This window comes from Parageobacillus sp. G301 (assembly GCF_030268025.1).
Classification (GTDB): Bacteria; Bacillota; Bacilli; order Bacillales; family Anoxybacillaceae; genus Parageobacillus_B; species Parageobacillus_B toebii.
The window spans coordinates 1,304,733-1,331,227 of sequence record NZ_BSDB01000002.1 but is presented as its reverse complement, the minus strand read 5'-3'; the positions used below and the strand labels follow the sequence as shown (position 1 = coordinate 1,331,227).

The 26,495-nt window shown below is 43.6% G+C and carries 29 protein-coding genes; all 29 read right to left on the bottom strand.

From position 1 onward, the window contains the following. Nucleotides 1-8 precede the first annotated feature (8 nt). Nucleotides 9-911 carry a hypothetical protein gene (locus QSJ37_RS15640; RefSeq protein WP_285756034.1) on the bottom strand — a complete coding sequence of 301 codons (903 nt, stop codon included), beginning with the start codon at nucleotides 909-911 and terminating at the stop codon, nucleotides 9-11. A gap of 88 nt (nucleotides 912-999) precedes the next feature. After that, the gene (aroA, locus tag QSJ37_RS15635) at nucleotides 1,000-2,286 is read right to left on the bottom strand and encodes a 3-phosphoshikimate 1-carboxyvinyltransferase (protein WP_285756033.1); all 1,287 of its coding nucleotides are present in this window, start codon (nucleotides 2,284-2,286) and stop codon (nucleotides 1,000-1,002) included. Nucleotides 2,287-2,301: 15 nt separating this feature from the next. Beyond that, entirely contained in the window at nucleotides 2,302-3,405 is a 1,104-nt protein-coding gene (locus QSJ37_RS15630) for a prephenate dehydrogenase (protein ID WP_285756031.1), read from the bottom strand. A 56-nt stretch (nucleotides 3,406-3,461) separates the two neighbouring features. After that, nucleotides 3,462-4,559: a histidinol-phosphate transaminase gene (gene hisC / locus QSJ37_RS15625; protein ID WP_285756030.1), complete on the bottom strand. Its 1,098-nt coding sequence runs from the start codon at nucleotides 4,557-4,559 to the stop codon at nucleotides 3,462-3,464. Between the two features lie 38 nt (nucleotides 4,560-4,597). Further along, nucleotides 4,598-5,413 (bottom strand): tryptophan synthase subunit alpha, encoded by an 816-nt coding sequence (trpA, locus tag QSJ37_RS15620; protein ID WP_285756028.1) that lies wholly within the window; start codon nucleotides 5,411-5,413, stop codon nucleotides 4,598-4,600. Continuing rightward, on the bottom strand, nucleotides 5,367-6,581 hold the full coding sequence (gene trpB, locus QSJ37_RS15615) for a tryptophan synthase subunit beta (protein WP_062677570.1): 1,215 nt from the start codon (nucleotides 6,579-6,581) through the stop codon (nucleotides 5,367-5,369). The genes trpA and trpB overlap by 47 nt, the downstream gene beginning before the upstream one ends. Next, a complete protein-coding gene (locus tag QSJ37_RS15610; RefSeq protein ID WP_285756027.1) occupies nucleotides 6,574-7,212 on the bottom strand; it encodes a phosphoribosylanthranilate isomerase in 639 nt (212 codons plus the stop codon). Before QSJ37_RS15610 ends, trpB begins: the two co-directional genes overlap by 8 nt. Then, complete coding sequence (gene trpC, locus QSJ37_RS15605) at nucleotides 7,199-7,975, bottom strand: indole-3-glycerol phosphate synthase TrpC (protein WP_062752719.1); 777 nt, start codon at nucleotides 7,973-7,975, stop codon at nucleotides 7,199-7,201. The genes QSJ37_RS15610 and trpC overlap by 14 nt, the downstream gene beginning before the upstream one ends. Beyond that, nucleotides 7,968-8,987 (bottom strand): anthranilate phosphoribosyltransferase, encoded by a 1,020-nt coding sequence (gene trpD / locus QSJ37_RS15600; protein ID WP_285756026.1) that lies wholly within the window; start codon nucleotides 8,985-8,987, stop codon nucleotides 7,968-7,970. Before trpD ends, trpC begins: the two co-directional genes overlap by 8 nt. Further along, complete coding sequence (gene trpE, locus QSJ37_RS15595) at nucleotides 8,980-10,506, bottom strand: anthranilate synthase component I (protein WP_285756025.1); 1,527 nt, start codon at nucleotides 10,504-10,506, stop codon at nucleotides 8,980-8,982. The genes trpD and trpE overlap by 8 nt, the downstream gene beginning before the upstream one ends. A gap of 195 nt (nucleotides 10,507-10,701) precedes the next feature. Next, nucleotides 10,702-11,082 (bottom strand): chorismate mutase, encoded by a 381-nt coding sequence (aroH, locus tag QSJ37_RS15590; protein ID WP_285756024.1) that lies wholly within the window; start codon nucleotides 11,080-11,082, stop codon nucleotides 10,702-10,704. Then, the gene (gene aroB / locus QSJ37_RS15585) at nucleotides 11,048-12,175 is read right to left on the bottom strand and encodes a 3-dehydroquinate synthase (protein WP_285756023.1); all 1,128 of its coding nucleotides are present in this window, start codon (nucleotides 12,173-12,175) and stop codon (nucleotides 11,048-11,050) included. The genes aroH and aroB overlap by 35 nt, the downstream gene beginning before the upstream one ends. A gap of 2 nt (nucleotides 12,176-12,177) precedes the next feature. After that, on the bottom strand, nucleotides 12,178-13,344 hold the full coding sequence (gene aroC, locus QSJ37_RS15580) for a chorismate synthase (protein ID WP_285756022.1): 1,167 nt from the start codon (nucleotides 13,342-13,344) through the stop codon (nucleotides 12,178-12,180). A 118-nt stretch (nucleotides 13,345-13,462) separates the two neighbouring features. Further along, on the bottom strand, nucleotides 13,463-14,236 hold the full coding sequence (locus QSJ37_RS15575) for a CheR family methyltransferase (RefSeq protein WP_089097850.1): 774 nt from the start codon (nucleotides 14,234-14,236) through the stop codon (nucleotides 13,463-13,465). Nucleotides 14,237-14,365: 129 nt separating this feature from the next. After that, nucleotides 14,366-14,812 (bottom strand): nucleoside-diphosphate kinase, encoded by a 447-nt coding sequence (gene ndk / locus QSJ37_RS15570; RefSeq protein ID WP_062677611.1) that lies wholly within the window; start codon nucleotides 14,810-14,812, stop codon nucleotides 14,366-14,368. 101 nt (nucleotides 14,813-14,913) lie between these two features. Then, a complete protein-coding gene (gene hepT, locus QSJ37_RS15565; RefSeq protein WP_015864284.1) occupies nucleotides 14,914-15,876 on the bottom strand; it encodes a heptaprenyl diphosphate synthase component II in 963 nt (320 codons plus the stop codon). Between the two features lie 17 nt (nucleotides 15,877-15,893). Next, complete coding sequence (gene menG / locus QSJ37_RS15560) at nucleotides 15,894-16,598, bottom strand: demethylmenaquinone methyltransferase (protein ID WP_285756021.1); 705 nt, start codon at nucleotides 16,596-16,598, stop codon at nucleotides 15,894-15,896. Nucleotides 16,599-16,602: 4 nt separating this feature from the next. Beyond that, nucleotides 16,603-17,397 (bottom strand): heptaprenyl diphosphate synthase component 1, encoded by a 795-nt coding sequence (locus QSJ37_RS15555; protein ID WP_483313617.1) that lies wholly within the window; start codon nucleotides 17,395-17,397, stop codon nucleotides 16,603-16,605. 112 nt (nucleotides 17,398-17,509) lie between these two features. Beyond that, a complete protein-coding gene (mtrB, locus tag QSJ37_RS15550) occupies nucleotides 17,510-17,734 on the bottom strand; it encodes a trp RNA-binding attenuation protein MtrB (protein WP_015864287.1) in 225 nt (74 codons plus the stop codon). A 33-nt stretch (nucleotides 17,735-17,767) separates the two neighbouring features. Then, on the bottom strand, nucleotides 17,768-18,334 hold the full coding sequence (folE, locus tag QSJ37_RS15545; protein WP_285756018.1) for a GTP cyclohydrolase I FolE: 567 nt from the start codon (nucleotides 18,332-18,334) through the stop codon (nucleotides 17,768-17,770). Nucleotides 18,335-18,469: 135 nt separating this feature from the next. After that, a complete protein-coding gene (locus tag QSJ37_RS15540; RefSeq protein ID WP_015864289.1) occupies nucleotides 18,470-18,742 on the bottom strand; it encodes an HU family DNA-binding protein in 273 nt (90 codons plus the stop codon). 317 nt (nucleotides 18,743-19,059) lie between these two features. Further along, nucleotides 19,060-20,538: a stage IV sporulation protein A gene (spoIVA, locus tag QSJ37_RS15535; RefSeq protein WP_015864290.1), complete on the bottom strand. Its 1,479-nt coding sequence runs from the start codon at nucleotides 20,536-20,538 to the stop codon at nucleotides 19,060-19,062. 156 nt (nucleotides 20,539-20,694) lie between these two features. Next, a complete protein-coding gene (locus tag QSJ37_RS15530; protein WP_285756016.1) occupies nucleotides 20,695-21,417 on the bottom strand; it encodes a hypothetical protein in 723 nt (240 codons plus the stop codon). A gap of 24 nt (nucleotides 21,418-21,441) precedes the next feature. Next, nucleotides 21,442-21,645, bottom strand: coding sequence for a DUF2768 domain-containing protein (locus tag QSJ37_RS15525; protein WP_015864292.1), 204 nt, complete (start codon nucleotides 21,643-21,645; stop codon nucleotides 21,442-21,444). 204 nt (nucleotides 21,646-21,849) lie between these two features. After that, a complete protein-coding gene (locus QSJ37_RS15520; RefSeq protein ID WP_041269699.1) occupies nucleotides 21,850-22,887 on the bottom strand; it encodes an NAD(P)H-dependent glycerol-3-phosphate dehydrogenase in 1,038 nt (345 codons plus the stop codon). A 475-nt stretch (nucleotides 22,888-23,362) separates the two neighbouring features. After that, on the bottom strand, nucleotides 23,363-24,673 hold the full coding sequence (gene der / locus QSJ37_RS15515; protein ID WP_015864294.1) for a ribosome biogenesis GTPase Der: 1,311 nt from the start codon (nucleotides 24,671-24,673) through the stop codon (nucleotides 23,363-23,365). Between the two features lie 101 nt (nucleotides 24,674-24,774). Then, the gene (locus QSJ37_RS15510; protein WP_015864295.1) at nucleotides 24,775-24,960 is read right to left on the bottom strand and encodes a capping complex subunit for YIEGIA; all 186 of its coding nucleotides are present in this window, start codon (nucleotides 24,958-24,960) and stop codon (nucleotides 24,775-24,777) included. Between the two features lie 6 nt (nucleotides 24,961-24,966). Continuing rightward, the gene (locus tag QSJ37_RS15505) at nucleotides 24,967-25,854 is read right to left on the bottom strand and encodes a YIEGIA family protein (RefSeq protein ID WP_285756014.1); all 888 of its coding nucleotides are present in this window, start codon (nucleotides 25,852-25,854) and stop codon (nucleotides 24,967-24,969) included. Further along, nucleotides 25,851-26,447 (bottom strand): YphA family membrane protein, encoded by a 597-nt coding sequence (locus tag QSJ37_RS15500; RefSeq protein ID WP_285756013.1) that lies wholly within the window; start codon nucleotides 26,445-26,447, stop codon nucleotides 25,851-25,853. The genes QSJ37_RS15505 and QSJ37_RS15500 overlap by 4 nt, the downstream gene beginning before the upstream one ends. Nucleotides 26,448-26,495: the final 48 nt, after the last annotated feature.

Here is a 26,495-nt window from a genome sequence, read left to right as displayed (position 1 = left end):
ACCCTTTCCTACTGAAGATGTGCAACAAACATCCCCGGTGCACGGATCACCCGCTCCATGCCAAATCCGGGATAAAAGTATATTTGATTTCCTGCTTTAAGCAATCTTCCTTTATGAACCGTAATAACAGGAACATGATTATCATAATCGACAATAGGCGTTTCGGCAACTAAACGGCTCACTGATTCTTTTTTATATAAATTATAATCTACTTCTCCACCGATACGAAGATCTCCTTTTTGCGGATAAATCCCAATTTTCTTTAACACATCAAGCGAAAGCGGCGTTCGTTCCTGTAATGGAAATGGGATAAATGGAATATGATGAGCAACAAGCAGTTTTCGCCATATCGTTTCTTGTTTTTTCGTTCGGCTTCCATTTGGCCAATATGGCACAAATGGAAGCCGATATGTTTTTAACACCTCTGCGATCCAATGCCATGGGACGGAATGCAACATATCATTTTCTTGCATTTCGACAAAAATGACAGGAACTTTCCATCGTCTGCAAGCGATCATTAATGACGGAGTAAGCGTACGAAGCGGAACTTTCACACCGATGAAATAATCAATGGGGCTATTTAATAAATGCTGACGCAAGCGTTGCAACGCGGGAGCAAGCTGGCTTTCAAAAGAAACATCGCAAACAGCGAGCAGTGTAGTGCATCCTTGTGCGATTAATTGCTGTTGAACATATTGTTTAAATTGCAAAAACGTCCGCGGCTGTTGAAACGAAAAATCGAGCATGACATGACCGGGTGTTACGATCATCTCCCCTATTTCCATTCGCATCCATGTATACCGATCCGCCTGCTCGCTTATATAATCAATGCGATTACTATCAATCACGAGAGAGCAGCGTTGCAGCTGTTCTTGGCGAATGACGTACGCTCCTTCAATCACATATGGCATGTCTTCATTCCCCCTTTACGACAAGCTATGAAGGAATGAAAAGACATATGAATAAAAAAGCAAGAAACCTGTATTTGGTTTCTTGCTTCTACATTAAGGAATGAAGATGATCAAAAAACGATGGATAAGAGACTGCCACCGCTTCTGGACGTTTTAAACAGACAGTTCCTTGCGTAATGCAGGCAGCGATCGCTAGCATCATGCCAATACGGTGATCACCGTAGCTATCAACGACAACGTCCTTTGCCTTTAACGCTGATTTTCCATGAATGACCATGCCATCAGCTGTCGCTTTAATATCCGCGCCAAGTTTTCGCAGCTCTGTCACAACCGTATCAATTCGATTCGTTTCCTTCACTTTCAATTCGCTCGCATCTTTAATAACGGTCGTACCTTCCGCCTGTGTTGCAAGCAAGGCAATGATCGGGATTTCGTCGATTAATCGCGGAATAAGAGCGCCGCTGATTTCCGTCGCTGTTAAATTGGAGGTGCGAATGGTAATATCGCCAAGCGGTTCTGTTTGCTCGTTACGAATGTTTTCGATCGTCATTTCCGCACCCATTTTTTGCAGCACATCGATAATTCCCGTTCTTGTCGGATTGAGCCCGACATTTTTTAACGTAATTTCGCTGTTTGGTACAATTGCGCCAGCTGCTAAGAAAAAGGCTGCCGACGAAATATCTCCCGGAACGTATATATTTGCGCCTATTAGCTGCTGCGGTCCGGTAATGGAAACTGTAAGGTCGTCCACTGTTACGCTTCCACCGAACAACCGAATCATTCGTTCGGTATGATCGCGAGAACGATGAGGTTCCGTTACTGTCGTAGTTCCATTTGTTGTCAATCCCGCCAATAAAATCGCCGACTTCACTTGTGCGCTCGCGACAGGAGACTCGTAATGAATAGGCTGAAGTTCGCCGCCGCGAATGGATAACGGGGTATAGTTCCCATGCTCGCGGCCGTCAATGTGCGCACCCATCATTTTTAGCGGCTTTGTCACTCTACCCATCGGCCGCTTGGCGATCGATTCATCGCCAATTAAGCAAGAATGGAACGGACATCCCGCTAGAATCCCGAGCAATAATCTTGCCGTTGTCCCGGAATTGCCAACATTTAAAATGTCAGATGGCTCCTTAAGACCTTTTAATCCCTTTCCTTCGACAACAACATCGCTTCCGTTTTGCTCAATCGACACTCCCAATTTTCGAAAACAATCGATCGTACTTAAACAATCTTCTCCCTGTAAAAAATTCGCGATGGTCGTTGTTCCATTAGCAATTGCTCCAAGCATCACAGCGCGATGGGAAATCGATTTATCCCCTGGAACATTGATGGTTCCTCGTAATGATGAAATATTGGTTCGCAACGGTTGCACATCTTCCCCCTCCGTTTACACTTCATATGTTTCGTAATTCGTATGTCTTTGAATACAGGCTTTCGCCTTCGCCCGATCTTCCTCGCTTTGAAAGCTAAGGCGGAGCACACCGTAAATTTCTTCCCTTGTCTCAATAATACGAATATTTGTTATGCTAATTTGTTCTTTTGCAAGATAGCCGGTAATTTCAGAAATAACCCCAGGATAATCAGGAACATCGACATATAGATCGTAAAAAGATGGAATTGCCCCTTTCGTTCGCGCTGGAAGCCCGTCGCGAAATTGTTTTGCTTGTAAAAAATACCTGTAAATCGCTTCGCTATTTTCCTCTTCCACAATGGAACGTAGCTTTTGCATCTCTGAAATCCAGCCATCAAATAGCGCCAACAGCTCATCTTTATTATGTATAAAAATATCGCGCCACATTTCCGGGTTGCTTGAAGCGATGCGCGTAATATCGCGAAACCCCCCTGCGGCAAGACGGCTGACAAGCGGATTTTCTTTTTCATACTGTTGTGCTTGATGGACAAGACTTGCCGCGATAATATGCGGAAAATGGCTAATCACTCCAGTAATGCGATCATGTTCTTCTGGCGACAGCACAACAAACTGCGCTTTCGTTCCCTTTAGCCACTCTTTTAGCCGTTCCACATCCCTTGCCGCTACATCATTCGTCGGCGTCAAAACGTAAAAGGCGTTTTCAAACAAATGCGCCCTTGATGCAGCAACGCCGCTTTTATGCGAACCTGCCATCGGATGGCCGCCGATAAACGTTATTCCTTGCTTTCCTAACTGTTTTGCATGTTTGACAATTCGTTGCTTTGTGCTTCCAACATCCGTGACAATTACATTTTCTTTTAATACACTGAAAGGCATCTCTGTCAAGATTTTTTCCGTTTGCATAACAGGAGTGGCTAAAATGATTAGATCAGCCTGTCTCATCCCTTGTTCAAGGGAAGAAGCAATTTCATCAATCACTTTTAATGAACGAGCAAGTTTCAGCTCATTCTCATTTACATCATATCCGATAATGACGGCGTTCGGATGCGCTTTTTTTATCGCTAGCGCCATCGAACCACCGATTAAACCAAGTCCAACAACAAAGACGTTTCCTTCCAACTGCTTCACCTTCTTGTGTAAAAATGCTCCCGTTGCTTAAAAGCAACGGGACGGCCTTATATAAGCTGCTTTTCTTTCAACATTTGCGTTAATGCATGAATGATTCGTTCGTTTTGCTCTTTGGAACCAACCGTAATGCGCACCGATGTCGGAAAACCGAGCGCATTGCCGGAGCGAACGATGATGCCCCGCTCAAGCAAATATTGAAACACTTCGTTTCCCTCGATACCAAAATCAATTAAAATAAAGTTCGCTTGTGACGGATAATAGCGCAGCCCGTTTTCCTCACAAAAACGATAAAACGTCTCTAACCCTTGTTTATTTTTTTCGACACATTCGCGAATGAATGCTTGATCATCTAAAGCAGCAATGGCAGCTGCCTGCGCGACGCTTGATGTATTAAATGGCTCGCGCGCCGGTTCGATCTCACGAATGAGCGTTTCGCTGGCAATACCGTATCCAACCCGCAGCGCTGCTAAACCGTATGCTTTTGAAAACGTACGCAAAATCATTAAATTATCATATTGGCGGAGAAGTGGAACGGTTTGCGGATAATCATTCGCCGTTGCGTATTCATAATACGCCTCATCCAAAACGGCAAGGACATGGCTAGGAACTCGCTCAAGGAAAGATGTTAATTCCTGCTCGTTCACATACGTCCCTGTCGGGTTGTTCGGATTGCATATCCAAACGACGCGCGTTTGTTCATCAATCACCTTCAGCATTGCTTCTAGATCGTGTCGCCCATCCACAAGCGGAATTTCACGAATTTCTGCTCCTTCAATCACCGCGTTATGACGATATTGTGGAAACGTCGGCGCAGCCATCACCGTATTCGTATTCGGAGATAAAAACGCGCGGCAAATAATTTGCACGACTTCATCTGACCCGTTGCCGAAAATAAGCTGCGTTTCGTTGATCCCTAAATGTGTGGCAACTTTTTCGCGCAACAGACGTGCGTATCCATCGGGATAAATGGCAAGATGATCTAATTGTTTCATCACCGCCTCTTTCACAGCAGGTGAACAACCATATGGATTTTCATTGGATGCTAGTTTAATAATATCGGTAAGCCCGTACTCTCGTTTTACTTCTTCAATAGATTTTCCCGGCTGATAAGGGGGAAGCCCCCGCAACTGTGTTTTAATTTCCATGATGACACTCCCTATCCTTCAGTTATTGCATGCCGTATTTATCGCAACGGTGCTATTAGCGAGCGAGCGTAACGGCGAAACTCGGCAAGCGCCTCCTCTTTTTTCTCTTCCGTTTGCAAAAGGTCATTAAGCTGTTCAATTTTTTGAACAAGCGCGCTGCCAATGACGACCCCGTCACAATAGTTTTTTAGCATGCTAACTTGTTCGCTTGTCGAAATGCCAAATCCAACAACGACAGGAACGCGGCTATGCCGCTTTACTTCGGTTAAAAAGTCGTTTAATGTTTCCGGCAATGTATCACGCACGCCGGTCACACCGAGCGATGAAACGCAATATAAAAATCCTTGCGCATTGGAGGCAATCATTTCAATTCGTTTTTTCGACGTCGGTGCTACGAGAGAAATAAGCGGAATTCCCGTCGCTTCGCCGAGTTTACGAATCAGCTCACTTTCTTCAAACGGCAGATCTGGAATTAAAATGCCGTTCACTTCATTTTTTCGCGCTAAAGCAAAAAAGGATTCTTCTCCTAATTGTAACACAGGATTGTAATACGTAAAGAGAATAATCGGAATTTTTACTCCTTTTTTTCGCATTTCCGGAACTAATTCAATTGCTTTTTTTAATGTCATTTGCTGGCGAAGCGCTCTTTTTGCCGCCCGTTGAATAATCGGTCCGTCCGCTAACGGATCGGAATACGGAACGCCTAGTTCAAGAATGTCAGCTCCTGCTTCCTGAAGCGCCAATGCGAGCTCGATCGTTATATCCGGCCGGGGATCTCCGGCGACAATAAACGGAATAAACATCGGTTTAGTTACGGTTAGCAACTGCAATGCCGTTTCCTCCTTTTGCAACATTCATCATTGTCTGCACATCCTTATCACCGCGGCCAGATAAACATACGAGCACCGTTTGATCGCTTCGAAGCGTTTTCGCAAGTTGAACCGCCTTCGCTAAAGCATGCGCTGACTCGATCGCCGGAATGATCCCTTCTTCCCGAGATAACAATTGAAATGCCCAAATCGCTTCCTCATCCGTAACACTTTCGTAACGAACGCGGCCGATGCTGGCTAAATAAGCGTGTTCCGGTCCAACACCTGGATAATCGAGGCCTGCGGAAATAGAATATGGCTCAATAATTTGCCCATGCTCATCTTGCAATAAATACGTCAGCGACCCATGAATGACTCCTTTTGTCCCTTTTGTGATCGTTGCAGCATGGTGCGGCGTATCGATTCCTTTTCCCGCCGCTTCTACACCAACAAGCGTCACGTTATCTTCTAAAAACGGATAAAACATGCCAATTGCGTTGCTTCCGCCGCCCACACACGCCACAATCACATCCGGAAGTTTTCCTTCCCGTTCGAGGAATTGCTGTTTCGCCTCATCACCGATAATACGCTGAAATTCGCGCACCATTTTCGGATATGGATGCGGGCCGACGACCGAACCGATCATATAGAAATGATCGTCGCAATGTTGCACCCAATAGCGGATCGCCTCGTTTGTCGCGTCTTTTAAGGTACGATTTCCACTATATGCAGGAACGACTTTGGCACCTAATAATTTCATCCGGAATACGTTTAATTCCTGACGTTTTATATCTTCTTCCCCCATAAATACGATGCATTCCATCCCGAAATGAGCCGCTACCGTAGCCGCGGCAACACCGTGCTGACCTGCTCCCGTTTCCGCAATAATCTTTTTCTTTCCCATTCGTTTTGCAAGCAATGCTTGCCCAATCGCGTTATTGATTTTATGGGCGCCTGTATGGTTTAAATCTTCTCGTTTTAAGTAAATTTTTGCACCGTTTAGTTTTTTCGTTAAATTAGACGCAAAAGTAAGCGGTGTTGGACGTCCAGAATACTCTTGTAAAATTCGGACGTATTCTGCTTTAAACTCCTCATCGGCAAGTGCCTTGGCAAGCTCTTCTTCTATTTCCTCAAGCGGTCGCATTAATGTTTCCGGAACGAATTTTCCGCCAAAATCGCCAAATCTGCCATTCTCGTTTGGAACGTTATACATAATTCGCCACCTTCTCTTCAATTTCTTTCATTTTTTTTATGCTTTTTTCTCCGTTTTCTTCGATGCCGCTGCTGATGTCGATGCCGTAAGGACGGTACGAAAGCAGCTTTTCAATATTTTCCGGGGTGATTCCGCCGGCAATGAAACAAGGAACTGCTTGCCGCGCAGCTTCCTCTAAATAAAACGGAACATTTTCCCAATCGAATGTCATTCCTGTTCCGCCCCACGCTCCGTTTACACGACTATCTACTACATATCCGTCCGCAACACCGGCATATTGCTTCATCTTCGCGAGCGCCTTTTCATCGTGATGAATCGCCTTCCAAACGGAAAGATCTGTCACTTCTTTTATTTTTGCAATGTGTTCGACTGTTTCATGGCCGTGGCATTGGATCACCGCAAGCGGAAGTTGTGACGCCGCGTGGATGATTTGATCGATTGGCGCGTTGACAAACACGCCGACAAGCTGTTTGCCGCCAAGCGATATATATTGGAGCCATTGTTTTACCATTTCCACTTCCACTTTTCGTTTGCTTTCCGCAAAAATCAGCCCAACATAATTTGCTCTGCTTCGAACGCTTTTTTGTAAATCAGACGCGGTGCGGTTGCCGCAATATTTAAGGACCGGCAATGGATTCAACCTCCCGAAATAATTCGTAAATCGCTGCTTCCACGTCGTCTTTTCTCATCAGCGATTCTCCGACGAGCACGGCGTCTGCACCGTATGTTTGCACCGTTTTTAAATCAAGAGAAGTGCCAATGCCGCTCTCGCTGACAATGATGCTTGCGGTTGGTACAAACGGAATGACCTTGCTTGTCGTTTCCAAAGAGGTGACAAACGTATGCAAATCGCGGTTGTTAATCCCAATGATTTCTGGAATAAAAATATCTAAAATATTTTCCAGCGTTTTACGCTCATGCACTTCGACCAAACATTCCAATCCTTTGTCGTATGCTTCCTGATATAGCTCATACAACGTTTTTGCCGGCAGCGCTTCGCCGATTAATAAAATCGCGTCAGCTCCAATTCGTACGCTCTCTTCGATTTGAATGCGATCAATAATAAAATCTTTGCGCAAAATCGGAAGCTGTACCGCTTGTTTTATATCGCTTAAATAGCCGCGGTGTCCTTGGAAATATCGTTCATCCGTCAATACGCTGATCGCATCCGCCCCCGCTTTTTCATACGCTTTTGCGATCGCCACAGGATGAAAATCCGGTCGAATTAACCCTTTTGACGGGGAAGCCTTTTTCACTTCCGCAATAAGACCGATAGAACGGTTTGGTTTTTTCAGCGCCGCCGATAACGAACGACGCTGTACGTTTTGCAAAGGCTTTGGCAATGTGAGTGTCTCTATTTCTTTCTTTTTCGTTGCAATAATTTGTTCAAGCATACTTTTCTACCTCTTTCATGCGCAGCCGCTCAAATTGTTCATAGGCTTTCTTTGTCATCATCGTTTCTTTTGCCATTTCGACCCCTTCGCGAATCGTCGCTGCTTTCCCCGCTGCATATAACGCGACGCCAGCATTAAGAATGACGATATTGATCGCGCTTTCGTTTGCTCTTCCTTCCACTACTGCCTTTAATAGTTCAGCACTTTGTTGAACCGTACGAACTTGAACGTGTTCTAACTTTCCACGCGCGAGCCCATATTGTTCCGGCGCGATCGTGAAACGGCGAATTTCACCATGTTTCATCTCGACTACATCTGTTTCCGCCGAAATGCTGCATTCATCAAGTCCGTCTTTTCCGGTTACCAATAAAACGTGTTCCGAGCCAAGTCGGTGAAGAGTTTCCGCAAGTTTTTCCGCGTATTGTGTCGAATAAACACCGATTACTTGCCGCTTGCACCGTGCTGGATTCGAAAGTGGTCCAATTAAATTGAATACAGTGCGAAACCCGATTTCTTTACGCGGCAATGCAGCATATTTCATGGCGGAATGATATAGCGGCGCGAACAAAAAAGCCAATCCTTTCGTTTTTAGCGCTCGTTTCGCTTCCTCCGGGGTTGCTTGAATATCAATATGAAGCGCTTCTAATACGTCCGCGCTTCCGCTTTTTGAGGAAACTGCTCGGTTGCCATGTTTGGCCACTTTGACACCAAGCGATGATACGACAATCGCTGCCGCAGTGGAAATATTGAATGTCGATGCCCCGTCTCCCCCTGTTCCGCACGTATCAATGACTTCTTCTTCATAATCGAGCGTCATCATTCGGCTGCGCATCGCTTTCACCAATCCTGTCAATTCGTCGACCGTTTCCCCGCGCAACCGCAAAATGGATAAGAAACTGGCAATCTGGCTGGCAGAGGCTTCTCCAGACATTATCATCATCATCGCCTCATACGCTTCTTCTTCTGTCAACGTATACCCGTCAATACATTTGGCAAGAAGTTGCTTAAACATATATATTCTCTCCTTTCACAAACAATCGTTCGGCACGTTCCATCGCTTTGATTAAGGCGCTCGCTTTATTGCGTGTTTCTTTCCACTCCAATTCTGGAACGGAATCCGCGACAATTCCTGCGCCTGCTTGCACGTAAGCATAACCGTCTTTTACAATTGCGGTGCGAATCGCGATACATGAATCAATATTGCCGTCAAAACCGATGTAGGCAATCGTTCCAGCATATAAATTTCTTGCCGTCGGTTCTAGCTCCTGTAAAATTTGCATCGCCCTTACTTTCGGCGCCCCGCTTACCGTTCCGGCTGGAAATGCCGCTAACAGCGCGTCAATCGGGTGAATTCCTTCCTTTAACACACCCGTTACTTTCGAAATCAGATGCATTACATAGGAAAACTTTCCAATTTCCATTAACACTGGCGTCTCGACTGTACCATATTTCGCTACTTTTCCGATATCGTTGCGGGCTAAATCCACTAACATGTAATGTTCGGCTCTCTCTTTCGGGTCATTGTAAAGCTCCCTTTGAAGATGCTCATCTTCTTCTGCCGACCGTCCTCTTCTTCTAGTCCCGGCGATCGGGTGGATTTCCATATGACGGTTATGCACTTGAATTAACTTTTCCGGAGAGCTTCCGACAATTTCGATACCGTCTAGCTGAAAATAAAACATATATGGCGACGGATTAATATGACGCAGCATTCGATAAATGTGAAACCCGCTCACTTGAATCGGAACGGTAAATCGCTGGGACAATACCGCTTGAAAAACATCTCCGTTGGCGATATAGCTTTTAATGGTTTCTACATCCCTCATAAATGATGCTTTGTCATAATTGGATATGACACCTTGAAAGGAAACACGCGTTTCTTCGTCATCGTGATGAAGCAATAACAATGGATCTTCCCTTCCGCTTGCTGCTTTTTTCATCAATGTTTCGATCCGCTTTAACCCTTCCCCGTACTTTCTCCTCTTCGTTTCTTCTGTGTCCTTGTCGGATAAGCGGACATAATGAATAAACACAATCTCACGCTTATGATGATCAAACACGATCAACGATTCACAAAACGTAAAATAACCCGTCTTCAAGGAAATATCGCGATTGGAATGAATTGGGACTTTTTCGATTGCGGAAATGAAATCATATCCTAAAAAACCGACCGCGCCGCCGGTAAATGGTATCTCGCTTGCAAGCTGCTTGACGCGCAGCTTCTGTTCAATGAACAGAAATGCTTCTTTTAACGAAGAAGCTTTCATCATTTCTTCGCCGCGCTCATCCATCACAGAAAACGTATGGCCGGTTTCACTCTCAATCGTTAAAAACGGCGATAAACCGATAAAGGAATAGCGGGCCCATGGCGATTGATCATCTTTGCTTTCTAGCAAAAACACCGCTTCACTTTTTAAATTTTCAAATATTTTCACTGGTTCAAACACATCTGCAAAAAAGCGGCGTACAATCGGAATGGTTTGGAAATGAACCGCGTCTTCCAAAAAAGTGGTGATCGTGCAGTTTTTCATTATCTCTCCTCCGTTCATTCGGATGGAGAATGAGGGTTTATGAGGCGAAAAAGGGGAATAAAAAACCCAAAGACAGATGTCTTTGGGTAGATTTCTCATCACACGTACAAAAAACTCACCTCAACTAAACTCACTCATTCTCATCTACCCTAAGCTCTGCTCTTACTCTGCTTATTACTTTTGTTTTCTATGATATTACATTTCTGGTTTTTTTGTCAATGACAAATCTGGGCGCAATGTGACGGCATCTCGTAAATAAATGTGGGAAATTTCCTCTTGTTTCTTCGTTGTCTCAACAGTCATCATCACACGTATGCAACGCGGCAATGAGTTGGGAACCGGAATTTCTCTCATACACATAACCGGAACGTACGTCCATCCTTCTATGCGGCGCAGCGCTTGTGCTGGAAACGCCGCCGTAATATCTTCGGTAACAGATATAAGAACGAACGATACGTCGCTTGCGGTTACGTCATTGGCGCGAATCATTTCTTTCAGCAATGTTTCTGTGGCATCGACAATTTCCTCCGCTTCATTGCGTTCAACAGTAATGGCACCTCGAATTGCGCGGATCATTCTCTCCCTCCTCCCGCTGAAATTTGCGAAGCAATGCCAGCAGCGTTTCATCGTCGAGCGGTTTTATTTCTGCCATGCCAATGTCTTTCAAAAGCACCATGCGGACCGTTCCTGCTCTTGCTTTTTTATCCCCTTTCATTTTTTCAAGGAGACGGTTTATATTTAGTTGTTTCGGAATGGAAACGGGGAATCCATATGTACGAAACCAAGAAGAAAAACGATCGTAATCCAGCGATATGTTATACACCCGCTCGCTTACAAAAATCGCAAAGAGCATCCCAAGCGCCACCGCATCGCCATGCGTCATCGCTCCATAGCCAAGTTCATTCTCAAGCGCATGCCCAAGCGTATGCCCAAAATTTAAATGCGCGCGAACGCCAGTTTCTTTTTCATCTTCCCGCACGACGCTTGCCTTTACTTCAATTCCTTTTTTAATGCAATATTGCAATCGCTCCCCTTTTAAGTCCGCAAGCTCGCGGATTTCTTGACGCAGCCATTGATAAAAATCGCGGTCGCGAATAAGCGCGTGCTTAATTACTTCGGCAAAACCGGAGCGCAATTCTTTTTCCGGCAAGGAACGCAAAAAAGCAATATCATAAACGACCGCTTCCGGCTGGTAAAACGCTCCGATCATGTTTTTTCCAAGCGGATGATTGATCGCCACCTTTCCGCCAACGGCGCTGTCATGTGCAAGAAGCGTCGTCGGGATTTGAATGTATGGGATGCCGCGCATATAAGTGGCAGCGACAAATCCAGCTAAATCGCCGACAACGCCGCCGCCAAAGGCAAGAATAAGTGATTTGCGGTCAAGCCCGTATTGAAGCGCAGCGGTTTGACATGCATAGTATTGCTCAAATGATTTCGCCTCTTCCCCGCTCGGTATGACATATGTGTACACATCATAATCATTGGCAAGCAATGCGCGAAGTTTCGATAAATACAATTGTTCCAACGTTTTATCGGTGATAATAAGCAATTTCGTCCCTTTGGAAAAAGACAATTGCCGGAGAATGTCCGGAAGAGACTCAATGATTCCTTCACCGAGAAATAACGGGTACTGTTTTGTTTTCGTTTCAATAAGGATTTGTTCCATCGTTAAAACTCCCTTGCATAACGGCGCATTTTTTCTACGTTTTCTTTAATGAGATCCATTCGGTCTTGACCGAACTGATCGACGATTGCCGAAGCAACTTCCCAAGCGACTACTGCTTCGGCGACAACGCTTGCCGCTGGTACCGCACAGCTGTCCGAACGCTCGATGCTTGCTGTAAACGGCTCTTTCGTTTCAATATCCACGCTTTGCAATGGCTTGTAAAGCGTTGGAATCGGCTTCATTACCCCGCGTACGACAATTGGCATCCCGGTTGTCATCCCGCCTTCAAATCCACCGGCGCGGTTTGTCCGGCGCGTAAATCCTTTTTCTTTGCTCCAAATAATTTCATCATGTACTTCGCTTCCCGGGCGTCGCGCCGCTTCAAAGCCGATGCCAAATTCAACGCCTTTAAATGCGTTAATGCTCACAATCGCCGCGGCAATTTTCGCATCAAGCTTCCGGTCGTAATGAACGTGGCTGCCGACCCCTGCAGGGACGCCTTCGACAATGACCTCCACAATGCCGCCGATCGAGTCGCCGTTTTTCTTCGCTTCATCGATCGCTTCCATCATTTTGACTGCCGCTTTTTCATCAAAACAGCGCACCGGCGACTCTTCTGTCACTTGCTGCAATTCCTCAAGCGAACGATAATCCATTCGCTCCGCACGAACTCCGCCAATTTCTATCACATGTCCGGCGACGCGAATGCCAAGCTCTTCTAAAATCCGCTTTGCCACCGCTCCCGCCGCAACTCGCACCGTCGTTTCCCGGGCTGACGATCGTTCTAATACATTGCGCATATCACGATGCCCGTATTTTAATGCACCATTTAAATCGGCATGCCCAGGACGCGGACGCGTCACCTTCCGTTTTACTTCTTCTGCTGGATCGATCGGCTCAATTGACATAATGTTTTGCCAATGTTTCCAATCACGGTTTTCTACGACAAGCGTGATTGGCGAGCCTAACGTTTTCCCGTGGCGCACACCGCTGAAAATTTTCACTTCATCTTTTTCAATTTGCATCCGCCGACCACGGCCGTACCCTTTTTGTCTTCTTGCCAGCTCTTTATTAATATGTTCAGCAAGCAACGTCAGCCCAGCCGGCACTCCTTCTAAAATGGTCGTTAACTGTGGTCCGTGTGATTCTCCCGCTGTTAAATATCTCATCCTGTTCTCTCCCTTCAACTCTTTAACGCGGTTAAGTAACAATATATCATAAATTAAAAAAATGAAAATAGTTTCTGATAAAAAAAGAATTCATCTTGCCGATGAACTCTTTCACAAACTATTTTATTTTGCGATAAAAAAACGTGTCTTCTATTTCAAAACCGTATAAGGCTGGGTTAAAAATTTGTTCCGTGCTGCCGACAAACAGTATTCCGCCTGGCCGCAACGCTTGATTAAATTTATAGTAGAGTTGTTGTTTTGCCTCCTCTGTAAAATAAATAAGCACATTGCGGCATACAATTAAATCAAATTGACGGCCGAATGGATCGGCAAGCAAGTTATGCTTTTTAAACGTCACCGCTCTTTTTATCTTTTCGTCGATTTGATAATACATTCCTTCTTTCTTAAAAAACTTTTTTTTCATTTCTTCCGGAATTTCTTGCAATGACCGTTCCGTATACAGCCCTATTTTCGCGCGGGCAATCGCGTTTTCATCGATATCTGTTGCTAAAATGGAGACATGGGCTAGCGGTATGTATTTCGATAAAATCATCGCTACCGTATAAGGTTCTTCTCCGGTAGAACAAGCAGCGCTCCATATTTTTAAGCGGCGGTTTTGTTCGAAGAGTTTCGGCAAAATCTTTTTTTCAAGCACTTCCCACCGTTTCGCATTTCGATAAAATTCCGACACGTTAATCGTCATTCGGTCAAGAAATTCATGAAACAATGCCTCGTCTTTTTCCATTGCTTGAAAAAATTCTTGAAAATTTTTTAATCCTCTTTTTTCATAGAGCGACGTTAAGCGTCTTTTCATTTGCGCTTCTTTATACTGAGCAAGGTCAATGCCTGTTTTTCGCTTGATGTTCTCAATAAACCACTGGTAGTCGTTCATTCTCGTTTTTCCTCTCTTTTCTCATTTCCAAACGAGTGCGCCTATGCCCTAGTATATCGTAAAACCAGCTAAAAAGAGAACAGAAAATTAGAAATAAAAAACCGGCCATGTCACTGACCGGTCTTCTTTCTAATATACCCATTCGTTCATTAATTTTGAATAATTGACAAGCTCTTCTTCTTTGAAAAATAAGCGAATTTCCCGTTCAGCGCTTTCCGGGGAATCGGAACCGTGAATGACGTTTTTCCCGACAGTCAGACCATAATCACCGCGAATCGTGCCAGGCGCTGCTTCCTGCGGGTTTGTTTTTCCCATCATTTGTCTAGCCGCCGCAATAACGTTTTCGCCTTCCCATACCATTGCAAATACAGGGCCTGATGTAATAAAGTCTACTAGCTCTCCGAAAAACGGACGTTCTTTATGTTCCGCATAATGCTGTTCTGCTAACTCTCGGGATACTTGCATTAACTTTGCACCGACAAGCTGGAAGCCCTTTTTCTCAAAGCGAGCAACAATCTCGCCGATTAAGTTGCGCTGAACCCCGTCAGGTTTGACCATGATAAACGTTCTTTGCATCATCAATTCTCCACCCCTACTGTGATATGTACTAGGAAATCGGATTCCCAACAAAATAGTACCATTGTTTTCGCGCATTAGCAATAATGTCCTTGAAAGCGCTAGAAATCCCTTTTTCCGATATATTTTGCTATGTCATATAATGTGGAACGCGCCTTATTGTTTGGCAGCGTTTCTAATACACGAAACGCTTTTTGCAGATAGCGGTCGCTAAGCGCATACGATTTTTCGATCGCACCGGTTTGTTTAATCAACGTAATAATTTCTTTCATTTCGTTTGGCGTTGTTTTCGGATGAACAGCTGTAATTCTCTCTCTTGCATGTTTATCCTCCATCGCGAATAACGCAGGAAGCGTTACATTTCCTTGCAATAGATCGCTTCCCGCCGGCTTGCCGAGCTTTGCTTCCGTGCCGGTAAAATCAAGAATGTCATCCGTAATTTGAAATGACATGCCAACATAATAGCCAAATAAGTAAAGACGCTCTGCCACGTCTTTTGCAGCGTTTGCGGCAATCGCTCCGAGCTGGCAGCTTGCCGCAATCAATAGCGCTGTTTTTCGTTTGATGCGCCGCAAGTAACAACGAAGGTTTTGATCGAAACGATATTTATCTTTAATTTGTTCAATTTCACCACGGCATACTTCGACAATCGTATTCGCTAAAATGCGATGAGCAAGCGGATTCTCAAGGCGTGCCATCTGTTCAAGAGAACGGGCAAACATATAGTCGCCGGTATACATGGCAAAACGATTGTTCCATTTTGCCTTAATCGTTTTTCTTCCTCTCCTTAGCTCCGCATCATCAATCACATCATCATGAACGAGTGAAGCCATGTGGATTAACTCCAACGCCACTGCCACATGTTTAATTCGTTCAATATCATATGTACCGAATTTTGCGGCAAGCAATACAAAAACGGGACGGATCCGTTTTCCGCCCGCTTGCAACAAGTGTAGCGCAGCCTCGCTCAATTGCGAGTAATCGGACTGGACCGTTTTTTCTAATTCTTTTTCAACTGCACGTAAATCCGTATTCAAAAACGAATACATTGCTTTTAACTTCATCCTGTTCACCTTAACTATTATCGTTTATGACCTAAATGCATCGCAGCAACTCCAAATGTGTACGATTTGACTTCAATATCGACGAAGCCGGCGTCGCGGAACATCTGTGCAAGCTCATCCCTTCCAGGAAAATCGCGCGCCGATTCCTGAAGCCACGAATATTCTTCATAACTCTTTGCAAATAACTTTCCAAATAGAGGCATAATAAAGCGAAAGTAAAAATAGTATAACTGACGAAAACCAATTAACGTCGGCTGCGATGTTTCAAGGCAAACGACTTTGCCGCCTGGCTTTACGACGCGATACATTTCTTTCAGCACCGTCATATAGTCAGGTACATTGCGCAAACCAAAGCCAATCGTTACATAATCAAACGTATTATCAGGAAATGGTATGTTCATCGCATTGCCGTGAATCAGTTTTACGTTTGTCAACTGGCGTTCTTTTACTTTTTGTTCGCCAACTTGCAACATATTTTTGCTGAAATCAAGCCCGTATACTTCACCGCTTGGCCCGACCGCTTCAGCAAGCGCAATCGTCCAATCGGCAGTACCGCAGCAAACGTCGAGCGCCTTTTTCCCCTTTTGTACATTCATTCGCTTCATCGTATCCTCACGCCATTTGAGATGACGCCGGAAACTAATGACCGAATTCATTCGATCGTAATGTTTATAAATTTTTTCAAATACATGATGAACCCGTTCTTCTTTTGATTGATACATACTTCTACCCTTCTTCCACCGTCTTTTTCGCGATGGCTGAAAAACCGCCAGTTAACTCGGAAATGCGGATTTGCAACGCCTCATTGACTTCTAATTTCATTTTTAGCAATTTCTCTTTGCAATGGTCAATATAGCGATTACAAATATGGAGCAAATAATGTTTTTGCTCTTTTGTCACCGTTTTTGTTTTTGGAAATACGATATTTGCCATTTGCTCAAACAAAACGGAAGAACCGGAATGGATAAACGTCTCTCTTTCCTTGTTTAACCGTTTTAACAGCAAGTAATCATACGAAAAATTTACCCATAACGGCGCAGAAAAATGCTCTGCCATTTTGCAAATTAATGCTGACTCAATCGTTCCAACACTGTCGAATAATGTTTCAATTCGTTCAATATCTTTTTGATATAATCGAATTTTATGCTCATTAATCTCTTTAATGGCCTCTGCAAACAGACGAATCATCGAAATTTCATTCAACTTTGCTAAATAATCGTAATATAAACCGCTATATAAATCCCCTGCAAGGACCACTAGTTGTCTTGTTTTCAAATCATCGTCTTCATGGTTGGAAACAGAATTTGTTACTTCGTCATGGGTATCAAGGGCGATTTGGACAAGCATCATTGGAATAATATAATGGTCAGCTTTCTCTGGGGAAATTTGCGCATCTTCTAACATGGATAATGATAGCAAAATGCGATCTTCGTCGATTTGTCTTGACGGTATATGCTGAAGCAAATAAGAATGGTGAAGAAATCGTTCAATTTGCTCTTTTAACAATGCGATTTTTATCATGATGTTTTTCAATATAATCACCCTTGCCCCCAAAAATTTGCATACAATATAACGGAGTAATTATAACATAATTTTTCTGTAAACGCTCTAGTTTCAATAGAAAATCGTTAAATTACTTTTTTCCTTCTGACTCAATTTCTCCATGTCTCGTTTGAATATACGCTTTTCCTCTTACTTTAATGGCTGATGTATGTTCAGTGAATTGAGCGATCAACACTTCGCCTTTATCGAGCTTTTCCGAATGGTGAAAACGTGTATCCGCTCCTCTTGTTAGCCCGATGACGTTCACACCATCCTCGAGTGCTTTAATAACGATATAGTCGCTGTTTATATTCATAACTCTCTCCTCCTTTTTAGTTATTCGTATATTTTATCCTTTTATGAGCGAAAGCACTTCTGCACGGGCGACTTGGTCCGTTTCAAATACTCCTCTCACCGCCGTTGTCACTGTTTTTGCTCCTGGTTTTTTCACGCCGCGCATCGTCATGCACATATGTTCTGCTTCGACCACTACCATTACTCCATATGGATCGAGTGTTTCCATAATCGAATCAGCCACTGTCGCTGTAATGCGTTCCTGCAATTGCGGGCGGCGAGCTACTGTTTCCACCGCTCGTGCCAGCTTGCTTAACCCTGTGACTTTTCCGCCGCGAGGAATATATGCGACATGAGCGACTCCAAAAAACGGAACTAAATGATGCTCGCACATAGAGTAAAACGGTATATCTTTGACTAGCACTAACTCCTCATGGTCTTCATTAAACACAGTTTGAAAATGCTGCTTTGGATCTTCATGCAATCCCGCAAATACTTCGGCATACATCTTCGCAACTCGTTTTGGCGTATCGACCAATCCTTCACGATTCGGATCTTCCCCAATCGCCTCTAAAATCAGCCGAACTGCATATTCAATTTGTTCATAATTCACGTGTGGCATACAAACAACATCCTCCTGCATCATAAAAGCTGAATGTAATCCGATTCTAGCATATATAACGAAAAAAAAGCAAAAAAGAAGGGAAGCATATTGCTACCCTTCCTTAAAAGCTCTTGATTGCTCTATTATGTAAGCTTACTTTACAGCATCTTTAAGAGCTTTACCTGGTTTGAAAGCAGGAACTTTGCTCGCAGGAATTTCCATTTCTTCTCCTGTTTGCGGATTGCGTCCTTTACGAGCTGCACGCTCGCGCACTTCAAAGTTCCCAAATCCAATTAATTGAACTTTATCACCTTTTCTTAACGCTTCCGTAATAGATTCAAATACAGCATCTACTGCTTTTGTTGCGTCCTTTTTGGAAAGACCGCTAGTTTCAGCAACTGCGTTGATTAAATCCGTTTTATTCATACCATTCACCTCCTCCCAAGAGAGTTGTAAAAAAATTTCCCACTAATTCCATTTCTTCACATTTTCTCATATTTCTATACGTATAAATTTCGGTGACATGCCTAATATTAAACAATTTATCGCTATAATTCAACACATTTTCAGCAAATCAATAAAATTTAGGCACATTTCACCAAAGAAAGCAACTTTTTCTGATAAAAGATTATCATATGTCCTATACGTTATCAAGATAAAATCCTTGTTTTCAAGGGTTTCTATCATTTTCTCACATAGTAATGCGGGCAGTAAAAAAAGACTCCAAACATGGAGCCTTTTTTTTATAAAATAATTGCGATTAAACCGCCAGAGCCTTCGTTAATAATACGCTCTAGCGTTTCTTTTAACTTGTAGCGCGCATTTTCCGGCATCAGGGCAAGTTTTGCTTGAATGCCTTCGCGGACGATCGAGCTAAGCGAACGGCCAAATATGTCCGAATTCCAAATGGAGAGAGGATCATCTTCGAAATCTTGCATTAAATAACGGACAAGTTCTTCGCTTTGTTTTTCCGTACCGATAATTGGCGCAAATTCCGATTCGACGTCCACTTTAATCATATGAATGGACGGAGCTACCGCTTTTAGCCGAACACCGAAGCGAGATCCTTGGCGAATAATCTCCGGCTCTTCTAGGCTCATATCGGAAAGCGCCGGCGCTGCAACACCGTAACCGGTTTGTTTAACCATTTTCAGTGCATCAGCAATTTGATCATATTCGGCTTTTGCATGGGCAAAATCTTGCATGAGCTGTAATAGATGATCCCTTCCGCGAATTTCTACACCAACGACTTCTTTTAAAATTTGATCATACAGTTCATCTGGTGCATATAAGTCAATTTCCGCAATTCCTTGCCCCATTTCAATGCCGGCAAGGCTGGCTCTTTCAATAAAATCATATTCGCTGAATTGCTGCACAACTCTGTCGACATCGCGCAGCCGTTTAATGTCTTTTACCGTATCGCGCACAGCTTCTTGATAGCTTTCGCGAAGCCAATGATCTTCGCGGAGCACCATGACCCAGCTCGGTAAGTTCACATTCACTTCTAATACCGGAAACTCATATAATGCTTCACGAAGCACGTTATAAACGTCCGCTTCTCGCATGCCTTCTACGCTCATTGCTAACACTGGAATATCGTATTTTTCCGCAAGCTCGCGACGAAGAACTTCTGTATCAGGATGATGAGGGCGAACGGTATTAATAATCATAATAAACGGCTTACCGACTTCCTTCAGCTCATTAATGACGCGCTCTTCTGCTTCCACATAATCTTGGCGCGGAATCTCGCCGATTGTGCCGTCGGTCGTAATGACCACACCGATCGTAGAATGTTCTTGAATCACTTTTCGTGTGCCGATTTCTGCCGCTTCATGAAACGGAATCGGCTCCTCGTACCATGGTGTATGAATCATACGCGGGCCGTTTTCATCTTCATAGCCTTTTGCGCCTGGAACAGCATATCCTACACAATCAACGAGGCGAATATTTACTTCTAATCCCTCATCGACTTTTACGGTAACAGCTTGGTTCGGTACAAATTTTGGCTCCGTCGTCATAATCGTTTTTCCAGCGGCGCTTTGCGGCAGTTCATCTTGCGTACGCGCTTTATCTGCTTCGTTTTTAATGTTAGGGATGACGACAAGTTCCATAAATCTTTTTATAAAAGTAGATTTACCGGTCCGGACCGCTCCGACTACTCCTAAATAAATATCGCCACCAGTTCGCTCGGCGATATCTTTGAAAATATCGACTTTTTCCAAATGACTCCCCTCCAGTCTTTGGGTCGTTATAGTTAACAACCGAATTTGCTAGTATTGTAGGACACTATATGAATATGATGTTGTCCTATTCATTTATGACTAAAATATAAAAAATCCCTTCTCTAGAATGTATTTTCCTAGAGAAGGGTTCATGACTTAATTCGTTAAAAAAATTGGTTCATTTGTTTTGGGATCAATCGTATATGGAAGGGAGTAAGCCGGCACAAACAACGAATGTTTCACTAATATATCGCGAATATCATCACCTGGCCGATAATGGTGTTTTTCTTTTCTTAACGCATTATATAAATCAATGCGATAATCGATATAAATTTCTCCATTATAGTCAATGACAAATGGCAAATTGTTTCCCGAAAATGGACTGACAGCATGCGGCGGCTCTTTATAACCGAGTTTTTTATAATCAAGTGTAAATACCCCTTTTGCGATCATTTTCTTAAACGGAGGATATTTATGTTGATCTTGATACATTTTCAAACGCAATTTCAGTTCGCGAATTTGTTCGGCTGAGCGCAAGTCAAGCAACTTAACGGTTGGATTGTTTTCGGCATCTACAATGACGTATTGAAAAATCCCGCCGCTTTCATAGGCGTTTCCTGGTGGTTCCTGCATATAACGTGGTATTAATTTATTAAAATCAATAGGATACTTTTGATAAATCGGAGTTTTCATATCGCGCGTTTTTATCGGCAAAAGCCCTCCCGTTGACTCACGGTATTGATTAACTGCCGATTGCACCGCAGCCACTTGGTCTTCGTACGGAATTTGATTTTGTTTTAACCGTTCTTCTGGATACAGACAGCCTGAGAGAGAGAATAACATCAAGCACAATGCCATGCAACGAACAATCCATTTCATTTACAATCCATCCTTTAACCGTGTCTATTCTGGTGTAGGCCCGCTAAATACGACAAAAATAATAATAATTCCTGCTAAAATCATAAGAACATAAGCGATAAATGCCAAAATAAATCGAATAATCTTGTTTTTTGCTTTATAACGGCTAATATAAATTGAAAATACCGAAATAAACATGAATACCATTGAGGTAATGGCAATCCACATTTTCGCCAACGCCGGTGACATCGTTTTTCCTCCTTTTTTCGACACTTATTATAGCATATCACCTAATACACGGCGCAAAAAAAAAAAACTGAAGTAAAGCGGGGCTTTCTTTACTTCAGTTTAACAATAATACCCTTGTTCCGGAAGCTCAAGTCTATAGTTGTTCGTAGTATTGTATGCGAAGTACAAACAACTTGTATCATCGAACGCCTATTTTCTTTATTTTTACTGTTGCGATTCCGTAAGAATATTCATTAAATCGTCCATCTCTTGCGTTTTCCCGCGCGACATTAACGAATCCACCGCATCTTTTGGATCTTTTCCGTCGAACAGTACTTCATAAAGCACTTCCGTGATTGGCATTTTTACTCCGAGTTTTTTGGCAAGCTGATAAGCCGCTTTCGTTGTTCTTACCCCTTCTACAACCATTCCCATGCTTTCAAGCACTTCATCCAGCTTTTTTCCTTTTCCCAACATATGACCAGCGCGCCAATTTCGTGAATGAACACTTGTACATGTGACAATTAAGTCGCCGACGCCTGTTAATCCGGCAAAGGTTAGCGGATTGGCACCAAGCGCGCAGCCTAAGCGGGCAATTTCTGCAAGACCTCTTGTAATAAGGGCCGCTTTTGCATTATCCCCATATCCTAATCCATCCGTAATACCGGCAGCTAAAGCGATAATATTTTTCAACGCTCCACCGAGTTCAACCCCAATTAAATCCGGATTGGTGTAAACGCGAAAGTATTGGTGGTTCATAAACAAATCTTGAATGCGCTCCGCCGCTTTCATGTTTTTCGAAGAAACGGTTACGGTCGTCGGATGGCGCAAGCTTACTTCCTCGGCATGGCTCGGACCAGATAAGACGACAACATCTTGCAAAAGCTCTCCCATTTCTTCCTCAATGATTTCAGAAACACGCTTATGTGTGTCTGGTTCAATTCCTTTACTCACTGCTACAATGGTGATTGGTTCATGGATACAATTGCCCACTTTTCGTAATACTTCTCGTATTGCTTTTGTCGGTACAGCTAACACAACCGTTTGAATATGATCTAGCGCCCGACAAAGATCATCATAACCAACAATTCCTTCAGGCAGCTGAATCCCTGGCAAATATTTTTCATTCGTCCGTTTTGTGTTTATTTCCTCAATCTGCTCCGAACGGTGCCCCCAAAGACGAACGAGATATTTGTTATCTGCTAAAACAATGGAAAGCGCTGTCCCCCAGCTTCCTGCTCCTAGCACTGTAATTTGCTCCACCGTTTCTCACTTCCTTTTATAAAATTGCTTGCCGCCTCCGCTTTTCGGTGTCGCCTATAAGCAGGCACCCTTCGCTTTTCTTACTGTCTAGCTTCGGCGCCTTCGCTTTTCTTATTGTCTAGCTTCGGCGCCTAGCCTTCTTCTGCCAAATAACCTTCGCCCTCGGGGTGACAAGCACCCCCTGCAGGCGAAGAACATTTGGCTTCGAAGGCTGAACGCGGCGCCTTCGCTTTTCTTATTGTCTAGCTTCGGCGGCTAGCTCCCTTGTGCGAAATAACCTCCGCCCTTGAAGTGCAAGCACTTCCGCGGGCGGAGAACATTTCGCTTCGGGAGCTATTCGCGCCGCCTTCGCTTTTCTTATTGTCTAGCTCCGGGCGCCATCGGCTCGCGTCGCTTCGGCCCCGCTGCGGCGGCGACAGCCTCCTCGCGGGTCCTCCAGCGCGTTTCGCCGATGAGCAGGCGCCCTTCGCTTTTCTTATTTCCTTGGTCTGGCGATGATTTTTATTGGTGTGCCTTCGAAGCCAAACGCATCGCGGATGCGGTTTTCTAAAAAACGTTCATAGGAGAAATGCATCAATTCCGGGTCGTTGACAAAAACAACAAACGTTGGCGGTTTTACAGCCACTTGCGTCATGTAATAAATTTTTAAACGCCGTCCGTTATGCGTTGGTGTCGGATTCATTGCTACTGCATCCATAATCACTTCATTCAACACATTTGTTTGCACGCGCATCGCATGATTTTCACTCACCATGCGAACGAGCGGCAATAATTTATGTAAGCGTTGTTTTGTTTTTGCAGAAACAAAGATGATTGGCGCATAATCAAGAAACGGAAAATGATCGCGAATTTTCCGCTCAAATTCGATCAATGTTTTGTCATCTTTTTCAATCGCATCCCATTTGTTTACAACAATGATTACACCTCGCCCCGCTTCATGGGCATATCCAGCAATTTTTTTATCTTGTTCGATAATCCCCTCTTCGGCGTTCAAAACAACGAGAACGACATCAGAGCGCTCAATCGCTTTTAACGCGCGCAATACACTATATTTTTCGGTGCTTTCATAAATTTTTCCTCTTTTTCTCATTCCTGCTGTGTCAATAATAACATATTCTTGTCCTTCCCTCACAAACGTCGTATCGACAGCATCCCGTGTCGTGCCGGCAATATCGCTGACAATGACGCGCTCTTCTCCTAAAATGGCATTAACAAGGGATGATTTGCCAACGTTCGGCCGCCCGATTAAACAAAACTTAATTACATCTTCTTCATATTCTTCTTGACCGCGTTTTGGAAAATGACGTGCTACTGCATCCAATAAATCACCGAGCCCCGTTCCGTGCGAACCGGAAATCGGATATGGATCGCCAAACCCAAGTGCATAAAAATCGTAAATGAGATCGCGCATTTCTGGATTATCAATTTTATTCACCGCAAGGACAACAGGTTTGTTAGAACGGTGTAAAATTTTCGCTACTTCCTCATCAGCCGCTGTCACTCCATCACGGCCGTTTACCATAAAAATAATAACGTCTGCTTCATCGATTGCGATTTCCGCTTGTTGGCGAATTTGCACTAAAAGCGGCTCATCGCCAATATCGATCCCGCCTGTATCAATTAAGTAAAATTTATGATTTAACCATTCCGCGCTGCTGTAAATTCTGTCGCGAGTCACCCCAGGTACATCCTCCACAATGGAAATACGCTCACCAACGATTCGGTTAAAAATCGTTGATTTTCCAACATTCGGACGTCCAACAATTGCTACGACTGGATTGGTCATGCTATCACCCTTTCTTTACGTATCGCGACTGTAAAAAAGCACCCTTCAAGGAAGGGTACAGCTGTTTTATTTTATCAAAAACACCATTCGCCAACAATAATCTAATGCTTGACAATGATGAATAATTCTTCTGCCAGCTCATGAGCAATCCCATCAAGAATCGCTTCTAAATTGGCGGCGATCCTCTCCATTTCTTCTTTTGTTTCACATGTAAAAATCGGAGCCCCTCCCGCAACTTTTTGCGCATTCGTTGTAATGACAGCTAGGATCATTTTCTCATGTGTCATATTCTTCTATTCTCCCCTTCGAATGAACTGCCGTTTTTTTGGCATACGAATAGCATTTTCTAATATCGGTGCATTCTCAATAATCTTTTTTGCCTTTTCGATATCATTTACCTGCGGCAAAATAAAAATACCCACACGCCCATCATTTAAATCCCGTTTGGCTAGGGGCACAAGCGCCGGCGTCCCTGAATCGCGATATACTCCAAGCGCGGAAGATACGTCATGCAAAATCGCCTGCCGTTGTCCCAGGTTTGCAATCGTTGTGCGCGCATTAAAATTTTTCGGCGTTAAAATAAACCCCATCCCATATCGCAAAATCTCTTCGCGGCGTGCTTGCAGCCCGATATTCATAATGTAAATGTTATCAACATATAATCCCGCTCCTTCAAAATGCGGCTTTATATATTCCACGTCTGCAATATCTTTTAAGCGATTCCCTGTCATTAACCGGTGCGCAATGAACAAACAAATCACACTGACAACCATTGCTGCCCAAACATTCCATATTAAATACGCAAGTGTGGAAAAGAAAGAAGTAAAAATAACTAAATAGTTGCGCCCTTCAAAAACAATGGCAATTCCTTCAATATATGTCTTTCCTCGCGGCACAAGTTCGTATTGGTCAAGTTCGTTCAATGTATTGCGTTCCATATTGCGTACTTCACGAAACTGCGACGCAGCAAGCGCTAAAAAAGTGATGGCTGTAAATTCTTTTTCCATAATGGCCGGAACAGCAATGGTGCCGAGGCCAGCAGCAATCACACCAAGAGCGATGTGAATGGTTTTTCCGTGCAAATATGTCGGATATTGACGATAGTCTGTCCGTAATAAATATAACCGTGTCAGCACTCCAACCACAACTCCATATAGAATGGGAAAAGTATATTCATTCATGGCTGTCTTGTCCCCCTTATTTGTTTTTTCCCATCGACATACACTGCAATCTGCTCGAATAGCGTCCAAATAAGCAAGCAAAACGCACTAATGGATATTGTGTCTAAAAAAGAAAAAGAACCAATGATATATGAAAACGCTACTCTTTTGGAAATGATGGAGTACAATATTTCTCCTTGGCAGCTTCCAATGATCAAGCATACTAAGCGTGATTGAATATTTTCGTAAAATAGAAAACATATTATGAATATCATCCCTGCAAGCATCCATGTACGATCCATCCATATCCATACTGGGTCAAAAAGAACGAGCAATTGGAAAGATGTATAGGCAAAGGCAATCGTCAATGCGGCGATCACTAAATATAGAAGCTTCCGACGAGTTTGCTTTGCCGCGAAATAACAGGATAAGAAAAAAAGAAATAAAAAAGAAAGCGTTACACAAAAACTGCCTATATACAGCGAAACAGATGAGAGGATAATGGTAATCAATGCGATCGCGGCCAACATCGTCCGTTGGCGTGTTTTTTTCATAAAAAAAGTTGCGATCATCCATATTATCCAAAAAAAGGAGTAAAAATAAATACCTTCCATACCTTCCACCCCCTTATTATGTTCATTATTTCATCTTTTATGAACATT

Bases quoted from the DNA above. Each gene is read 5' to 3' on its own strand.
- QSJ37_RS15640 (WP_285756034.1), bottom strand. From the start codon at position 911: ATGCCATATGTGATTGAAGGAGCGTACGTCATTCGCCAAGAACAGCTG.
- hisC (WP_285756030.1), bottom strand. From the start codon at position 4,559: ATGGAAATTAAAACACAGTTGCGGGGGCTTCCCCCTTATCAGCCGGGA.
- trpA (WP_285756028.1), bottom strand. From the start codon at position 5,413: ATGTTGCAAAAGGAGGAAACGGCATTGCAGTTGCTAACCGTAACTAAA.
- trpB (WP_062677570.1), bottom strand. From the start codon at position 6,581: ATGTATAACGTTCCAAACGAGAATGGCAGATTTGGCGATTTTGGCGGA.
- trpC (WP_062752719.1), bottom strand. From the start codon at position 7,975: ATGCTTGAACAAATTATTGCAACGAAAAAGAAAGAAATAGAGACACTC.
- trpD (WP_285756026.1), bottom strand. From the start codon at position 8,987: ATGTTTAAGCAACTTCTTGCCAAATGTATTGACGGGTATACGTTGACA.
- trpE (WP_285756025.1), bottom strand. From the start codon at position 10,506: ATGAAAAACTGCACGATCACCACTTTTTTGGAAGACGCGGTTCATTTC.
- aroH (WP_285756024.1), bottom strand. From the start codon at position 11,082: ATGATCCGCGCAATTCGAGGTGCCATTACTGTTGAACGCAATGAAGCG.
- aroB (WP_285756023.1), bottom strand. From the start codon at position 12,175: ATGGAACAAATCCTTATTGAAACGAAAACAAAACAGTACCCGTTATTT.
- aroC (WP_285756022.1), bottom strand. From the start codon at position 13,344: ATGAGATATTTAACAGCGGGAGAATCACACGGACCACAGTTAACGACC.
- QSJ37_RS15575 (WP_089097850.1), bottom strand. From the start codon at position 14,236: ATGAACGACTACCAGTGGTTTATTGAGAACATCAAGCGAAAAACAGGC.
- ndk (WP_062677611.1), bottom strand. From the start codon at position 14,812: ATGCAAAGAACGTTTATCATGGTCAAACCTGACGGGGTTCAGCGCAAC.
- hepT (WP_015864284.1), bottom strand. From the start codon at position 15,876: ATGAAGTTAAAAGCAATGTATTCGTTTTTGAATACGGATTTACGTGCA.
- menG (WP_285756021.1), bottom strand. From the start codon at position 16,598: ATGTATCAATCAAAAGAAGAACGGGTTCATCATGTATTTGAAAAAATT.
- QSJ37_RS15555 (WP_483313617.1), bottom strand. From the start codon at position 17,397: ATGATAAAAATCGCATTGTTAAAAGAGCAAATTGAACGATTTCTTCAC.
- mtrB (WP_015864287.1), bottom strand. From the start codon at position 17,734: ATGAATATAAACAGCGACTATATCGTTATTAAAGCACTCGAGGATGGT.
- folE (WP_285756018.1), bottom strand. From the start codon at position 18,334: ATGCCACACGTGAATTATGAACAAATTGAATATGCAGTTCGGCTGATT.
- QSJ37_RS15540 (WP_015864289.1), bottom strand. From the start codon at position 18,742: ATGAATAAAACGGATTTAATCAACGCAGTTGCTGAAACTAGCGGTCTT.
- QSJ37_RS15530 (WP_285756016.1), bottom strand. From the start codon at position 21,417: ATGAAATGGATTGTTCGTTGCATGGCATTGTGCTTGATGTTATTCTCT.
- QSJ37_RS15525 (WP_015864292.1), bottom strand. From the start codon at position 21,645: ATGTCACCGGCGTTGGCGAAAATGTGGATTGCCATTACCTCAATGGTA.
- der (WP_015864294.1), bottom strand. From the start codon at position 24,673: ATGACCAATCCAGTCGTAGCAATTGTTGGACGTCCGAATGTTGGAAAA.
- QSJ37_RS15510 (WP_015864295.1), bottom strand. From the start codon at position 24,960: ATGACACATGAGAAAATGATCCTAGCTGTCATTACAACGAATGCGCAA.
- QSJ37_RS15505 (WP_285756014.1), bottom strand. From the start codon at position 25,854: ATGAATGAATATACTTTTCCCATTCTATATGGAGTTGTGGTTGGAGTG.
- QSJ37_RS15500 (WP_285756013.1), bottom strand. From the start codon at position 26,447: ATGGAAGGTATTTATTTTTACTCCTTTTTTTGGATAATATGGATGATC.